The organism is Pseudomonas sp. GM102, from assembly GCF_000282555.1.
GTDB lineage: Bacteria > Pseudomonadota > Gammaproteobacteria > Pseudomonadales > Pseudomonadaceae > Aquipseudomonas.
Map to the genome: position 1 here is coordinate 1 of NZ_AKJB01000052.1, position 14,322 is coordinate 14,322.

14 protein-coding genes are annotated in these 14,322 nt (G+C 60.8%); 11 read left to right on the forward strand and 3 right to left on the reverse strand.

Translation table 11 applies throughout. From position 1 onward, the window contains the following. Window positions 1–1,319, reverse strand: a 1,319-nt coding sequence (gene argH, locus PMI18_RS17870; RefSeq protein ID WP_007899315.1) for an argininosuccinate lyase, incomplete at its 3' end; no start/stop codon positions are given. A gap of 460 nt (window positions 1,320–1,779) precedes the next feature. Here argH and PMI18_RS17865 point away from each other — a divergent pair. From PMI18_RS17865 to PMI18_RS17835, 7 genes are all read left to right on the forward strand, one after another. Then, on the forward strand, window positions 1,780–2,526 hold the full coding sequence (locus PMI18_RS17865) for a LytR/AlgR family response regulator transcription factor (RefSeq protein WP_007899317.1): 747 nt from the start codon (window positions 1,780–1,782) through the stop codon (window positions 2,524–2,526). Between the two features lie 125 nt (window positions 2,527–2,651). After that, window positions 2,652–3,593: a hydroxymethylbilane synthase gene (hemC, locus tag PMI18_RS17860; RefSeq protein ID WP_007899319.1), complete on the forward strand. Its 942-nt coding sequence runs from the start codon at window positions 2,652–2,654 to the stop codon at window positions 3,591–3,593. Further along, the gene (locus tag PMI18_RS17855) at window positions 3,590–4,357 is read left to right on the forward strand and encodes a uroporphyrinogen-III synthase (RefSeq protein ID WP_007899321.1); all 768 of its coding nucleotides are present in this window, start codon (window positions 3,590–3,592) and stop codon (window positions 4,355–4,357) included. Before hemC ends, PMI18_RS17855 begins: the two co-directional genes overlap by 4 nt. Before the next feature lie 16 nt (window positions 4,358–4,373). Continuing rightward, entirely contained in the window at window positions 4,374–5,528 is a 1,155-nt protein-coding gene (locus PMI18_RS17850; RefSeq protein ID WP_007899324.1) for a uroporphyrinogen-III C-methyltransferase, read from the forward strand. After that, entirely contained in the window at window positions 5,525–6,763 is a 1,239-nt protein-coding gene (locus PMI18_RS17845; protein WP_007899326.1) for a heme biosynthesis protein HemY, read from the forward strand. Before PMI18_RS17850 ends, PMI18_RS17845 begins: the two co-directional genes overlap by 4 nt. Window positions 6,764–7,012: 249 nt before the next feature. Next, window positions 7,013–7,564, forward strand: coding sequence for a disulfide bond formation protein B (locus tag PMI18_RS17840; protein ID WP_007899332.1), 552 nt, complete (start codon window positions 7,013–7,015; stop codon window positions 7,562–7,564). A 179-nt stretch (window positions 7,565–7,743) separates the two neighbouring features. Beyond that, window positions 7,744–8,202 carry an Rsd/AlgQ family anti-sigma factor gene (locus PMI18_RS17835; protein WP_007899333.1) on the forward strand — a complete coding sequence of 153 codons (459 nt, stop codon included), beginning with the start codon at window positions 7,744–7,746 and terminating at the stop codon, window positions 8,200–8,202. Between the two features lie 61 nt (window positions 8,203–8,263). On the opposite strand, the gene PMI18_RS17830 is transcribed toward PMI18_RS17835, so the two are convergent. Then, a complete protein-coding gene (locus PMI18_RS17830) occupies window positions 8,264–8,929 on the reverse strand; it encodes an FKBP-type peptidyl-prolyl cis-trans isomerase (RefSeq protein ID WP_007899334.1) in 666 nt (221 codons plus the stop codon). A 192-nt stretch (window positions 8,930–9,121) separates the two neighbouring features. Here PMI18_RS17830 and PMI18_RS17825 point away from each other — a divergent pair, with 192 nt between their 5' ends. After that, window positions 9,122–10,330 carry an AlgP family protein gene (locus PMI18_RS17825; protein WP_007899335.1) on the forward strand — a complete coding sequence of 403 codons (1,209 nt, stop codon included), beginning with the start codon at window positions 9,122–9,124 and terminating at the stop codon, window positions 10,328–10,330. Here the strand turns inward: PMI18_RS17825 and PMI18_RS17820 are convergent. Beyond that, window positions 10,327–10,791 carry a TIGR02444 family protein gene (locus tag PMI18_RS17820; protein WP_007899336.1) on the reverse strand — a complete coding sequence of 155 codons (465 nt, stop codon included), beginning with the start codon at window positions 10,789–10,791 and terminating at the stop codon, window positions 10,327–10,329. The genes PMI18_RS17825 and PMI18_RS17820 overlap by 4 nt on opposite strands. 50 nt (window positions 10,792–10,841) lie before the next feature. On the opposite strand from PMI18_RS17820, the gene PMI18_RS17815 reads away from it, so the two are divergent. The 3 genes from PMI18_RS17815 to PMI18_RS17805 all read left to right on the forward strand — a co-directional run bounded on the left by PMI18_RS17815 (window position 10,842) and on the right by PMI18_RS17805 (window position 14,221). Next, window positions 10,842–12,752 carry an ATP-binding cassette domain-containing protein gene (locus PMI18_RS17815; protein ID WP_007899337.1) on the forward strand — a complete coding sequence of 637 codons (1,911 nt, stop codon included), beginning with the start codon at window positions 10,842–10,844 and terminating at the stop codon, window positions 12,750–12,752. Further along, window positions 12,752–13,333 (forward strand): mechanosensitive ion channel family protein, encoded by a 582-nt coding sequence (locus PMI18_RS17810; RefSeq protein ID WP_007899338.1) that lies wholly within the window; start codon window positions 12,752–12,754, stop codon window positions 13,331–13,333. The genes PMI18_RS17815 and PMI18_RS17810 overlap by 1 nt, the downstream gene beginning before the upstream one ends. A 255-nt stretch (window positions 13,334–13,588) precedes the next feature. Continuing rightward, window positions 13,589–14,221 carry a LysE family transporter gene (locus PMI18_RS17805; protein WP_007899339.1) on the forward strand — a complete coding sequence of 211 codons (633 nt, stop codon included), beginning with the start codon at window positions 13,589–13,591 and terminating at the stop codon, window positions 14,219–14,221. Window positions 14,222–14,322: the final 101 nt, after the last annotated feature.

Consider the following 14,322-nt stretch of genomic DNA (forward strand, 5'->3'; position numbering starts at 1 on the left):
TCGCGGGCATTCACCGAGCCTTCCAGGGTCAGCACGGCAAATACGTCCTGTTCGATCTGATCACTGAACTTGCGCAGTTCTTCCAGGCTCATTTCCGCCAGATCCTTGCCGGTGTCCACGCCATACTTCACCGCGTGGCCAACGATCTCGTGGCAGTCACGGAACGGCAGGCCACGGCGCACCAGGTAGTCCGCCAGATCGGTCGCGGTGGAGAAACCACGCAGGGCCGCTTCGCGCATCATCGCGTGCTTGGGCTTGATCGCCGGGATCATGTCGGCAAAGGCTCGCAGCGAATCGCGCAGGGTGTCGGCGGCGTCGAACAGCGGTTCCTTGTCTTCCTGGTTGTCCTTGTTGTAGGCCAGCGGTTGGCCCTTCATCAAGGTCAGCAAGCCCATCAATGCGCCGAATACCCGGCCAGTCTTGCCGCGAACCAGTTCTGGCACGTCCGGGTTTTTCTTTTGCGGCATGATCGAGCTGCCGGTGCAGAAACGGTCCGGCAGATCGATAAACTGGAACTGCGCGCTGGTCCACAGCACCAGTTCTTCGGAGAAACGCGACAAGTGCATCATCGCGATGCTCGCGGCCGAGCAGAATTCGATAGCGAAGTCGCGATCGGACACGTTGTCCAGGGAGTTACCGCCGACCGCGTCGAAGCCCAGCAGTTGAGCGGTGTACTCGCGGTCGATCGGGTAAGTGGTGCCGGCCAGCGCGGCGCTGCCCAGCGGCATGCGGTTGGTGCGCTTGCGGCAGTCGACCAGACGCTCGTAGTCGCGGCTGAGCATTTCGAACCAGGCCAGCATGTGATGCCCGAAGGTCACCGGCTGCGCGGTTTGCAGGTGAGTGAAGCCCGGCATGATGCTGGCGGCTTCGCGCTCGGCCTGCTCCAGCAAGCCTTGTTGCAGGCGGGTGATTTCGCCCAGGATCAGGTCGATCTCGTCACGCAGCCACAGGCGGATGTCGGTGGCGACCTGGTCGTTACGGCTGCGGCCGGTGTGCAGCTTTTTACCGGTCACGCCGATGCGGTCGGTCAGACGCGCCTCAATATTCATGTGTACGTCTTCAAGGTCGATGCGCCAGTCGAACTGGCCGGCCTCGATTTCACCCAGGATGGTGTTCAGGCCATCGATGATGCTGTCGCGCTCGGCATCGGTCAGCACGCCGACCTTGGCCAGCATGCTGGCGTGGGCGATCGAGCCCATGATGTCGTGGCGATACAGGCGCTGGTCGAAGGTGACGGAGGCGGTGAAGCGGGCGACGAAGGCGTCGACGGGTTCACTGAAGCGGCCGCCCCAGGACTGATTGGTCTTGTCAGTGCTCATGAATTCGCTCGTATCGGCTTGAAGAAAGGTGGCGTGAAACGCTGACGCGGATAATAACAGGGTTGCCAATCCTGTCGCTGACACTGGTCGACAGGTTTTTTTCTCATCGCGCCCCCCGGTTCGAAGCAGGCGATACGGAAATTGCGCAACGATATTTTTCAATTGAGCAATATCGTCCCGGCAACCGTCTACAGTTGGACAGAGGATCAGCGCACTTCTCGATGCTGCAGCTGACTATAGAGAGAAGAGGGGTGTTCATATTGTGTATCAGCAAACCCTACGGCGATGCCTCGCCAGTGCGGGCCTGGGCCGCCAGTCACGCGGCAGATGAAAATTTAGCCGCCGGTCTCGCGGCACTTTTTGGCCCTCGCGCTAGTCTTAGCGTGGATCGCGGTGACGGACGTCACTTCACCTGTCTACGCTATCCTTGTGCGAGACTCACGCAGGAATCCAGCGCAATATGAATGTCCTGATCGTTGATGACGAACCCCTGGCCCGCGAGCGCCTGAGCCGAATGGTTGGCGAACTCGAGGGATACAATGTCCTGGAGCCCAGCGCCACGAACGGCGAAGAGGCGTTGGCACTGATCGACAGTCACAAACCGGATATCGTGTTGCTCGATATTCGCATGCCGGGCCTTGATGGCCTGCAAGTGGCTGCACGATTGTGCGAACGCGAAACCCCGCCCGCCGTGGTGTTTTGCACCGGGCCCGATGAATTTGCCGTGGAAGCCCTACAGGCCAGCGCCGTGGGCTATCTGGTGAAGCCAGTGCGCACAGAACAGTTACACGAAGCATTAAAGAAAGCCGAGCGACCCAATCGCGTCCAGCTCGCGGCCTTGACTCGCCCGGCGGCCGAAACCGGTAGCGGTCCGCGCAGCCACATCAGCGCCCGCACCCGAAAAGGCATCGAGCTGATTCCGTTGGGTCAGGTGGTCTATTTCATTGCCGACCACAAGTACGTCACCTTGCGTCATGAAGGTGGTGAAGTGCTGCTCGACGAACCACTCAAGGCCCTCGAAGACGAATTTGGCGACCGTTTCGTGCGGATCCACCGCAACGCACTGGTTGCTCGTGAACGCATCGAGCGGCTGCAACGCACGCCCTTGGGGCATTTTCAGCTGTTTCTCAAAGGCCTGAATGGCGATGCCCTGATCGTCAGCCGACGCCATGTGGCCGGCGTGCGCAAAATGATGCAACAGCTTTAGGGCCGGATTTCTACCCTATTACCGGACATTAAGGGCCAGGGAGGCCACGCAGTTTCTGATACAAGTCAAAGTGGATTTGGCTGAGCTGTTATTATCTGCCGTATCTATTCAGTACGGATTGATCCATGTCCTCTCGCGAAATCCGCATCGCCACCCGCAAAAGTGCTCTCGCCCTGTGGCAGGCCGAATACGTCAAGGCTCGTCTGGAACAGGCCCATCCGGGCCTGCTCGTGACGCTGGTGCCTATGGTCAGTCGCGGCGACAAGCTGCTTGATTCGCCGCTGTCGAAAATCGGCGGCAAGGGCCTGTTCGTCAAGGAGCTGGAAACTGCGCTGTTGGAAAACGCAGCCGACATCGCCGTGCACTCCATGAAAGACGTGCCGATGGACTTCCCCGAAGGCCTCGGTCTGTTCTGCATCTGCGAGCGCGAAGACCCGCGCGATGCCTTTGTCTCCAATACCTACACCAGCCTTGATGAGTTACCGCCAGGCAGCATCGTCGGCACCTCCAGCTTGCGTCGCCAGGCGCAGTTGCTGACCCGCCGCCCGGACCTGGAAATCCGCTTCCTGCGCGGCAACGTCAACACTCGCCTGGCCAAGCTCGATGCCGGCGAATACGACGCCATCATCCTCGCCGCGGCCGGTTTGATTCGCCTGGGCTTCGAAGATCGCATCACCTCGGCCATCAGTGTCGAAGACAGCCTGCCGGCCGGTGGCCAGGGCGCGGTCGGTATCGAGTGCCGTAGCGTCGACACTGAAATCCACGCGCTGCTGGCGCCGCTGCATCACCAGGACACGGCCACTCGCGTTACCGCCGAACGTGCTCTCAACAAACATTTGAATGGCGGCTGCCAGGTGCCAATCGCTTGCTACGCCGTGCTTGAAGGCGAGCAGATCTGGTTGCGTGGGTTGGTGGGTGATCCGAGCGGCGGTTTGTTGCTCAGCGCCGAGGCCCGGGCGCCGCGGGCTGATGCCGAGGCATTGGGTGTGCAAGTGGCCGAAGACCTGCTGAGCCAGGGCGCCGCCGACATTCTGAAAGCAGTCTATGGCGAGGCAGGTCACGAGTGACTGGCTGGCGCCTGTTGCTGACGCGCCCTGCGGATGAATCGGCGGCGCTTGCCCGTGTGCTGGCCGACGCGGGTGTTTTCAGCAGCAGCTTGCCGCTTTTGGATATCGAGCCGATTCCCGCCTCTGACACAATGCGCGAAGTGATTCAGAACCTGGATAGCTATTGCGCGGTGATCGTGGTCAGCAAGCCGGCCGCCAGAATCGCTGTCAGTCTGCTCAACCAGTACTGGCCGCAGCCACCGGGCCTGAAGTGGTTCAGCGTGGGCGCGGCGACGGCGCAGATCCTCGATGATAACGGGCTGGATGTGAGCTTCCCGGTCGACGGCGATGACAGCGAAGCCTTGCTTGCGCTTGCGCCGTTGCGCGAGGCTGTCGCCGGCCCCGCTCCGCGGGTGCTGATCATGCGCGGGGAGGGTGGGCGTGAGCTGCTGGCTGAGCGTTTACGCGAGCTTGGTGCTAGTGTCGAGTATCTGGAGTTGTACCGACGCGGTTTGCCGCAGTACCCGTCGGCAACGCTGCCTCACCGGATCAAGGCGGAACGCTTGAACGGGCTGGTGGTCAGCAGTGGACAGGGTTTTGAGCACCTGCACCGATTGGCCGGCGCTGCCTGGCCGAGCATGGTGCGGCTGCCGTTGTTTGTTCCAAGCCCCAGGGTCGCCGAGCTGGCACGCGCCGCCGGGGCCCAAACAGTTGTGGATTGTCGTGGCGCCAGTGCCGCGGCCTTGCTGGCGGCGTTACGGGAACACCCCGTGCCCGTTTTCTAATGCAAAGGATGGATACGTGAGCGAAACAGCCTTGCCTAAAGATGACGTCCAGCCCGTGCTAGATGCACCGGCTGATGCACCGGTTGAAACTGCGCCACCTGCTGTTGAGCAGCGCCGAGGCAATGGGTTGGCAATCGTCGCGCTGCTGTTGGGCGCTGCCGGTGTTGCCGTGGGCGGTTGGGGAGTCTGGCAGGTGCGTCACCTGCAAGCCAATAACCAGCAACAGTTGACTCAGGTACAGGCGTTGAACGATCAGGCACAGAGCCTGAAGCTCAACGAGCAGCGCCTGACGGCTCGCCTCGAGCAAATGCCGGCCGCCGAGGAGCTCGACGCGCGCAGTCGTCTGGTCACTCAACTCCAAGGCGATCAGCAACGTCTGAATCAACGCCTGGAAACCGTCCTCGGCGCGAGCCGCAAGGATTGGCGTCTGGCCGAAGCCGAGCACTTGCTGCGTCTGGCCAGCCTGCGTCTGTCGGCATTGCAGGACATCAGCAGTGCCCAGGCCCTGGTGCAGGGTGCCGATGAAATTCTCCGTGAACAGAACGACCCGGGGGCTTTTGCCGCTCGCGAGCAAGTGGCCAAAACCCTGGTAGCCCTGCGCAGTACCGAACAGCCGGATCGCACCGGGTTGTTCCTGCGACTGGGTGCCTTGCGCGATCAGGTGATCAACCTCACCGAGTTGGCGCCTGAGTACAAGGACCGTGGCGAATCCCTGCTGGGCCTGACCGCTGATGGCGACGGTGCCAGTCGCTGGGCGCAATGGTGGGATCAGATCTCGCGTTATATCCGCATCGATTTCAACGCCGACAAGAATGTCCGTCCGTTGCTGGCAGGGCAGAGCCTCAGCCAGGTGCGTCTGGCTCTCAGCCTGGCGCTGGAGCAGGCACAGTGGGCCGCGCTCAATGGCCAGGCCGCGGTTTACACCCAGGCGCTGGCCGAGGCGCGGGACGTGCTCAAGAGCAACTTCAACCCGGACAACCCTCAGAGCAAAGTCATGCTGGAGCAGGTGGCCGAGTTGAGCAAGCAGCCGGTCACGGTGGTCACGCCAGATCTGACGGGCACGTTGAGTACGGTTCAGGCCTATCTTGAGCGGCGCAACGTCAACGCCGAAGAGTCGGTGAAACCTCTGGCCAAACCTGCCGCGAGCACGACGCAGGAGGCCACGCCATGAAGCGCCTCTATGTAATCGTATTCGTCGTCATCGCGGCGGCTGCCGCGCTGGGGCTGGCGATTGCCGAGCATTCCGGCTACGTGCTGATCGCCTACAAGAGCTTCCGTTACGAATCGAGCCTGTGGGCAACCCTGGCCCTGGTGGTCGTGCTGTGGCTGGTGTTCTGGGGCATCAAGGCGTTGATCGAACTGGTGACGACTTCCGGTGGGGTGGTCAATCCATGGTCACGGCGCAATCGCAGTCGACGAGTGCAAGTGGCAATCGAACATGGTCAGCTGGATTTGGCCGAGGGCCGCTGGGCCAGTGCGCAGCGTCATCTGTATCGCGCAGCGGAAGCCGAGCGCCAGCCGTTGCTCTATTACCTGGGGGCCGCCCGCGCCGCGAACGAACAAGGTCACTACGAGGAAAGCGACAACCTGCTGGAGCGCGCTCTGGAGCGACAGCCCCAGGCCGAGCTGGCGATTGCCTTGAACCATGCCCAATTGCAGACTGATCGCGGCGACACTGAAGGCGCGCTGGTGACCCTGCAAGCCATGCACGAGCGTCATCCTCATAACGTCCAGACCCTGCGCCAGTTGCAGCGCCTGCTTCAGCAGCGGGGCGACTGGTCGGCAGTGATTCGCTTGTTGCCGGAGTTACGCAAGGACAAGGTATTGCCACCGGCCGAACTGGCTGAGCTGGAGCGCCGTGCCTGGGGTGAAAATCTTTCGTTGGCGGCGCAGCGGGAAGAGGACGGAACGGTCGGTTTGCAATCGCTCAATCGCGCCTGGCAGCAACTCACCGCTGCTCAGCGTCAGGAACCGCAACTGGTGCTGGCCTATGCCGAGCAATTGCGGCAACTGGGCGCGCAGGTCGAGGCCGAAGAAGTTCTGCGTGCAGCCCTCAAGCGCAAATACGACAGTCATCTGGCACGCCTGTACGGACTGGTTCGCGGCAGCGACCCTGCCAGGCAACTGCACACCGCCGAGGGTTGGCTCAAGGATCATCCGGCCGACCCGAGCCTGCTGCTGACGTTGGGCCGTTTGTGTCTGCAAAGCAGTCTGTGGGGCAAGGCCAGGGATTATCTGGAAAGCAGCCTGCGCGTGCAGCGCAATCCTGAAGCCTGCGCCGAACTGGCGCGATTGCTGGCGCAACTGGGTGACACCGAACGCAGTAATCAGCTGTTCCAGGAGGGCTTGGGTCTACTGGATGAGCGTTTGCTGGCGGCACCGCTGCCGGTGTCGGCTCACGCCTGATTCCCTGAGTCGGACCTATGTAGCAGCTGCCGGAGGCTGCTGCTACAGGGCGGTAATCGCTTCGAATCCGCCAGTGTTTCAGCGTTGTAATCCTTCGCCGGCAAAGTCCTACAGAGGACTACATCAAATCCTCTCGACGCTGTCGGGAATTCCCTACACTTCTGGTGAAGTGTCCGTGGTGGTCTGCCTTGAAAGGCTGCCGCGCTTTCCTCTACCGTAACCGCCTGTCTCTACTGTTACGGAAAAGCCATGTCTTTGGCCTGCTCACGCTCCTTGTTTTTCATGGTTTTCATTGCAGGTGCCCTGGCCTTGGGCGTTTCCTATTACCTGGAATATGCGGTCGGCCTCAAGCCTTGCGGGTTGTGCTTGTTGCAGCGGGTTTGCCTGGCGTTGCTCACGGGTGTCTGCCTGGTGGCTTCAGTGCAGGGGCCTGGTCGCTTCGGATCGTTCCTGTATTGGCTGCTGGGTCTGCTATGCAGTCTGGCGGGGACCGTCACTGCGTGGCGGCAGGTGGTGTTGCAGAGCGATCCAGTGCATCAGTTATCGGCATGCTCGCCTGATCTGACCGATCTGTTCGCCAGTACACCCTGGCTGTGTGTCGTGCAGCGAATGTTCAAAGGAACCGCCGATTGCGCGGAAATTTCCTGGACGCTATTCGACCTGAGCATCCCGGAATGGAGTTTGCTGTTCTTCGTTGCGATGATGATTCTGGGCGGGTATCAGTTGCTGCGCCTTGTCTGGATCGCGTGTCAGCGACCGCTCAGCGGCGAGTCGTCGCACCGGGCATTAGCGGGTGATTAAACACTTGTATGAACTTTATCTCCTGCGTACCTTGAAGCCATAGGCGCGCGGGCATAATCTGGCCCGCACGTGTCATTGGATTTATGTTGCTCGAATGACGCTCTGCCTGGTCGATTCTTGATCTTCAAGTGTGCGACAGGTGTAGAGCAGCATGACCCACAAGGGAAGAGAGAATCACCATGCTCGAAAGTTGTCAGAATGCTCAGGAACGCTGGGGCGGAGTGCATCTGCTGATCGATCGCTGGTTGCAGGAACGTCACGAACTGGTTCGGGCCTATGATGCTCTCGGCGCCAAGCCCGAGGCTCTGGGCGAGAATCGAAAACCGTTGCAGGAATTCTGCGGTGTGCTGGTCGACTACGTGTCTGCCGGGCATTTCGAGATCTACGAACAGCTGACCGGCGAAGCCAAGGCGTTCGGCGATACTCGAGGTCTGGAGTTGGCCGAGACGATCTACCCGCGCATCGACGTCATTACCGAGAAACTGCTGGCGTTCAACGACCTGTGTGATGCCGGTAAGTGTGTCGCGGAGAAATTCAAGGAGCTGGGTGGCTTGTTGCACGAACGCTTCGAACTGGAAGATTGCCTGATCGAAGTGCTGCACACCGCTCACAAGGAAGAGGACTCGGTTCAGGCCTGAACCTTATCCAGCAACACCCTCAAAACGGTGCGCTATGCGCGCCGTTTTTCGTTTGCGGGTTTCAGCTTGTAGCACCACGCAATTCGACCTCGAATACCAGTGGTGTGAACGGCGCGATCAGGTCGCCGGCACCGTCGGCGCCATAGGCTTGGGCCGATGGAATCACCAGGCGCCATTTCGCGCCGACCGGCATGTTTTGAAGCGCACTGCGCCAGCCTGTGATTACGCTATCAAGACTGAACCATTGCGGTTGGCTGTTCTGGTCGAACACTGAACCGTCAGGCAGGCGTCCGATATACAGCACCTGGACCTTGCCATTTGGACCGGCCTTGGCACCGGTGCCCGGCGCCAACTCTGTCAGCAGTATTCCATCGGCCAGTTCGCGAACGCCGGCCTTGGCTTTTTCCTCGGCGAGAAAGCGCCGCTCGTTTTCCAAAGCCAATTCGCTTTGCGGCACAGGCGACTGCATGGCAACCCGGGCTTCATGCTCGGCCAGAATCTGTTCGATCCGTTCATCTTTCAGTGCCAGCGGCTTGCCTTGATAGGCTTGCTGCAAACCTTCGAGCAAGGCCTGAAGTTGCAGATCCGGAACTTCCTGGCGCAAGCGTTCGCCAAGGCTTGCACCCAAGCTGTAAGCGAGATCGTGAGCGTCATTTGCGGCGGTTTTTTCGGTGGCCTGGGCCACGGAAAAAAACACGCACAGCGATAAAAAAAGGTAGCGCGACATGGGCACTCTCCGACCTGAGATGCGCAGGATTATGCCAGTGTGAATGCGTTCAAAGGTGAACTGGTTTTGCGCAAGCACAGAACATTTTTACTTCGTTGCAACGTAGTGCTTTCGATACTGTCAACATGCCCTAGCGGCGGTTGCAGCAGAGGTCTAGTATGAGCCGCATTCACGTCAGCCAGGAGGTAAACCATGTCGGCCACCAAGAAGCCAGTAAATACTCCGTTGCACTTACTCCAACAACTCTCGGGCAGCCTGCTCGAGCATTTGGAAAACGCTTGTTCCCAAGCCTTGGCTGATGCTGAAAAACTGCTCGCCAAACTGGAGAAGCAGCGCGGAAAAGCACAGGAAAAGTTGCACAAATCCCGTACCAAATTGCAGGACGCTGCGGCGGCCGGCAAGGCCAAGGCGCAAGCCAAGGCCAAAGATGCGGTGAAAGAACTTGAGGACTTGCTCGATGCCCTCAAGGATCGCCAGTCCGAAACGCGCAGCTACATCCTGCAACTCAAACGCGATGCTCAAGAAAGCCTGAAACTGGCCCAGGGTGTCGGTCGTGTCCAAGAGGCTGTCGGCAAGGCGTTGTCCCTGCGTTCGGCCAAGCCAGCCGCGGCACCTGCGAAGAAAGCCGCTGCCAAACCGGCTGCTGCAAAAGCATCGGCCAAGCCTGCTGCCAAAGCGCCGGTGAAAGCCGCAGCCAAGCCAGCCGCAAAACCGGCGGCGAAAAAACCAGTCGCTGCCAGTGCTGCGAAACCAGCGGCAAGAACGGCGGCTGCCAAACCTGCGGCCAAGCCAGCTGCTACCAAAACAGCTGCCGCTAAACCGGCTGCAAAAACCGCCGCTGCGAAACCGGCCGTGGCGAAAACTGCCGCTGCAAAACCAGCTGCAAAACCAGCTGCTAAATCGGTCGCGAAACCAGCCGCTAAAACTGCTGCGGCAAAACCTGCTGCCAAGCAAGTCGCTAAAGCTGCGGCTGCCAAGCCGGCCGCCAAACCTGTCGCTGCTAAAACTGCTGCCGCCAAGCCTGCTGTCAAACCGGCTGCAAAAGCTGCCGCTAAACCGGCTGCCAAAACAGCTGCCGCGAAACCCGCAGCCGCCAAGCCAACCGCTGCAGCCAAGCCTGCCGCTGCGAAACCAGCAGCCAAACCAGCAGCCAAACCTGCTGCTGCCAAGCCAGCCGCTGCGAAGCCTGCGGTAAAACCTGCCGCCAAGCCTGCCGTGAAAAAACCGGCGGCCGTTGCCAAGCCGACTACAGCACCTGCTGCCAAGCCAGCTACCCCGGCTCCGGCGCTCGCTGCATCGGCCTCGCCTGCTTCAACAGCAGCAACCACCTCGACCACCACGTCTGCGCCAACGCCAGCCGCACCGTCGAGCACCAGCACCACCCCAACCAGCGCTTCCTAAGTGCCGGTTGCCGCGACGCGCAGCTGATGCAGCGCGTCGCGGTCCAGGTTGGCGGCACCCGCCGCCACACCTTCGAGCCAGGCCGTTCGTTCGGTCTCCTCATACTGCGGCCAACTCTGTGCCAATCGTTCCAGCCGTGACAGCAGATGACGTTCGGCTTCCATCTCCAGTGACTTTACCTGTTCGCGCAAATCATTCAGCCCGGCATCCTCGCTAGCGGCGGCTTTCCATTGCAGGCGCAAGGCGCGCAACGGTTGCACGACATCCGCGTCCCAAGGCCCGGCTACATCGCGAAGCAGCTGCAAGCGTTGTTTGTTGCAGGTAACTCCACACTCTTCCAGCCACAACCCGCACAGCAGCAGGCACACATTCACGCCTGCCAACTGCAATTGCAGGCACGCACGTTCTACCCCGCGACGGGAGTAAGTGATAACGGAAAAGCTCCACAGGTCAGAGGACATAGTGCTACTCGCGCCAGTTGCGAGCGAAGCTGGTAGACTCCGCCGCCATTATGATTCGACTTCAGAACCTCACTTTACAGCGTGGCCCGCAACGTCTGCTAGAAGACGCCGAGCTGACCCTGCACGCCGGCCACAAAGCCGGCCTCATCGGTGCCAACGGCGCCGGCAAATCGAGCCTGTTCGCCTTGATTCGTGGCGAACTGCACCCGGACTCGGGTGACTGCTTCCTGCCGGCTGACTGGCGCATCGCCCACATGCGCCAGGAAATCGAGACGCTCGAACGCCTGGCGGTCGACTACGTGCTCGATGGCGACCTGCGCCTGCGCGAGGTGCAACGCGACCTCGCCGCCGCCGAAGCGGCGCATGACGGTGCCGCTCAGGCCCGCCTGCACTCGGAACTCGACAGCGCCGACGGTTACACCGCCGACGCACGGGCCCGAAAGCTGCTGGCCGGCCTTGGGTTCACCAATGAGCAGATGGATCGGCAAGTAGGAGATTTCTCCGGTGGCTGGAGGATGCGTCTGAATCTGGCGCAGGCATTGATGTGCCCCTCGGACCTGTTGCTGCTCGACGAACCGACCAACCACTTGGACCTCGACGCCATTATCTGGCTCGAAGAGTGGCTTAAAAGCTACCCCGGCACCTTGCTGCTGATTTCCCACGACCGGGACTTCCTCGATGCCGTGGTCGATCATGTAGCCCACGTCGATCAACGCAAGATCACCCTGTATCGCGGTGGTTACAGCGCTTTCGAACGCGCTCGTGCCGAACGTCTGGCCCAGCAGCAACAGGCCTACGAGAAGCAGCAGGCGCAACGTGCGCACATGGAAAGCTACATCGCCCGCTTCAAGGCCCAGGCCACCAAGGCCCGTCAGGCCCAGAGCCGGATCAAGGCACTGGAGCGGATGGAGGAGCTGTCCGCCGCCCACGTCGACTCGCCGTTCGACTTCGTCTTCCGCGAGTCGACGAAAATTTCCAGCCCGCTGATCGACCTGTCGGATGCTCGACTGGGTTACGGCGACAAAACCGTGCTGGAGAAGGTCAAGCTGCAACTGACCCCCGGCGCGCGGATCGGTTTGCTCGGCCCGAACGGTGCGGGTAAATCGACCCTGATCAAAAACCTCGCCGGTGAGCTTGAGCCGTTGGCCGGTCGCCTGACGCGCGGTGAAAACACCGTCGTTGGCTACTTCGCCCAGCATCAGCTGGATTCCCTCGACTCCAAGGCCAGCCCGTTGCTGCACTTGCAGCGCCTGGCACCGACCGAGCGTGAACAGACCCTGCGCGACTTCCTCGGGGGGTTCGACTTCCGCGGCGCGCGTATCGATGAGCCGGTACTGAATTTCTCCGGCGGTGAGAAGGCGCGTCTGGCCTTGGCATTGATCGCTTGGGATCGACCGAACCTGTTGCTGCTCGACGAACCGACCAACCACCTGGACCTGGAAATGCGTCTGGCGCTGACCATGGCCCTGCAGGAGTTCAGTGGCGCGGTACTGGTGGTCTCACACGATCGCCATCTGCTAAAAAGCACCACTGACAATTTCTATCTGGTGGCCGACGGCAAGGTCGAGGAGTTCGACGGCGACCTGGAAGACTACGCCCGTTGGCTGGTCGAATACCGTCAACGCAATGCCCCGGTCAGCAATACCCCGGTCAATCCGGACAAGACCGACAAGAAGGCCCAGCGCCAGGCCGCTGCTGCATTGCGTCAGCAGTTGGCACCGCACAAGCGCGAGGCCGACAAGCTTGAAGCCGAGCTGGGCAAGCTGCACGAGAAGCTGGCCAAGATCGATACCAGCCTTGGCGACAGCGACATTTACGAGCCAATGCGCAAGAACGATTTGCGTGATCTGCTGGCTGAACAAGCCAAGCTGAAGGTGCGTGAAGCCGAATTGGAAGAAGCCTGGATGGAAGCGCTGGAACTGCTGGAAAGCATGCAGGCGGAGCTGGAGGCACTGTCCTGATGGAAGCCTTCAAGCTGCCGTTGCCGGCTGGGTGGGGGGAGCCGCTCTGGCTGGTCGTGCAAATTCTGCTGATCCTGCTGGCCGGTTATATCGCCCAGCGCGTCGTCGCTAAATGCCTGACTCGCCTGGGTGAACGCTATCCGTTTCCGCCGCAGTTTTTCATGCCGCTGCGCGGCGGTTTGCGCTGGCTGATCATGGGCAGCGCGCTGATTTTCGTGCTGGAACGCCTTGGCGTGTCGGCCACGGTGCTCTGGACGGCGTTGTCCGGTTTCGTTGCGGTGGCCGCCGTGGCGTTTTTCGCCATGTGGAGCGTGCTCTCCAACCTGCTGTGCGCGATCCTGATCTTCACCGTCGGCCCATTCCGTATCGGCGATGTGGTCGAGTTGGTGGATACCACCGACAAGCCCGGCGTCAAAGGCCGGGTGGTGGCGATCAATCTGCTCTACACCACGCTGATCGAAGCCGAAGAGCTCGGTACCGGCAGCGCCATGGTGCAAGTGCCCAATAGCCTGTTCTTCCAGCGCTCGGTTCGACGCTGGCGTGGGACGGATGTTTTTCCTTCGAACGGGTTTGAAAAGTAAGCCTTCTGTTGCCTGACGCACCACCATCGCGGGCAAGCCCGCTCCCACAGTTTTTTTGGAGTCGGATTACAGGTTTGTGATCAGCCCGAAACCCTGTGGGAGCGGGCTTGCCCGCGATGGCGGTCCGTCAGACGATGGGCCCTTCAAGCCGCAAACGCTGGTCGGCAGTCGCCATGTCCTACAAAAAATCGGTAGTCATCGGCCCAAAGGCGCATTAGCTTAGACGTCTGTCACGAGTCTGAGTCGAGGTGTGCGATGGTGCTTCAAACATGGCTGGCGTTTTTTGCTGCCTGCTGGGTGATCAGTCTTTCTCCCGGTGCCGGCGCCATTGCGTCGATGTCCAGCGGTTTGCGCTACGGCTTCTGGCGCGGTTACTGGAACGCCTTGGGCCTGCAACTGGGCCTGGCCTTGCAGATCGCGATTGTCGCTGCCGGTGTCGGTGCGATCCTCGCGGCCTCCGCCACGGCTTTCTATGCAATCAAATGGTTTGGCGTGGCCTACCTGGTCTACCTCGCGGTCAAGCAATGGCGCGCGCTGCCCAATGACATGAGCGACGATGCGGCCATCCGGCAGATTGGCAAGCCGATGGCGCTGGTGTTCCGCGGTTTTCTGGTGAACGTCAGCAACCCCAAGGCCTTGGTGTTCATGCTCGCGGTGCTGCCGCAATTCATCGACCCCCACGCGCCACTGGTGGCCCAGTACCTGATTCTCGGCGTGACCATGATCTGCGTCGACCTGATCGTCATGGCTGGCTACACCGGGCTGGCGGCGAAGGTGCTGCGTTTGTTGCGCACACCCAAGCAGCAGAAGCGCATGAACCGCACCTTTGCCGGGCTATTCATTGGCGCGGCGGCGTTCATGGCGACCCTGCGCAAAGCGGCGGTGTAAAACCTTCAGGCACAAAAAAGGCGACCTCTTCAGGTCGCCTGATCGTTCCCATGCTCTGCGTGGGAATGCCTCAACGGACGCTCCGCGTTCGGCTCTTTGGG

Excerpts from the sequence above, each read along its gene's own strand:
- PMI18_RS17865 (WP_007899317.1), top strand. The coding sequence starts at position 1,780 with ATGAATGTCCTGATCGTTGATGACGAACCCCTGGCCCGCGAGCGCCTG.
- hemC (WP_007899319.1), top strand. The coding sequence starts at position 2,652 with ATGTCCTCTCGCGAAATCCGCATCGCCACCCGCAAAAGTGCTCTCGCC.
- PMI18_RS17845 (WP_007899326.1), top strand. The coding sequence starts at position 5,525 with ATGAAGCGCCTCTATGTAATCGTATTCGTCGTCATCGCGGCGGCTGCC.
- PMI18_RS17840 (WP_007899332.1), top strand. The coding sequence starts at position 7,013 with ATGTCTTTGGCCTGCTCACGCTCCTTGTTTTTCATGGTTTTCATTGCA.
- PMI18_RS17835 (WP_007899333.1), top strand. The coding sequence starts at position 7,744 with ATGCTCGAAAGTTGTCAGAATGCTCAGGAACGCTGGGGCGGAGTGCAT.
- PMI18_RS17830 (WP_007899334.1), bottom strand. The coding sequence starts at position 8,929 with ATGTCGCGCTACCTTTTTTTATCGCTGTGCGTGTTTTTTTCCGTGGCC.
- PMI18_RS17825 (WP_007899335.1), top strand. The coding sequence starts at position 9,122 with ATGTCGGCCACCAAGAAGCCAGTAAATACTCCGTTGCACTTACTCCAA.
- PMI18_RS17820 (WP_007899336.1), bottom strand. The coding sequence starts at position 10,791 with ATGTCCTCTGACCTGTGGAGCTTTTCCGTTATCACTTACTCCCGTCGC.
- PMI18_RS17815 (WP_007899337.1), top strand. The coding sequence starts at position 10,842 with ATGATTCGACTTCAGAACCTCACTTTACAGCGTGGCCCGCAACGTCTG.
- PMI18_RS17810 (WP_007899338.1), top strand. The coding sequence starts at position 12,752 with ATGGAAGCCTTCAAGCTGCCGTTGCCGGCTGGGTGGGGGGAGCCGCTC.
- PMI18_RS17805 (WP_007899339.1), top strand. The coding sequence starts at position 13,589 with ATGGTGCTTCAAACATGGCTGGCGTTTTTTGCTGCCTGCTGGGTGATC.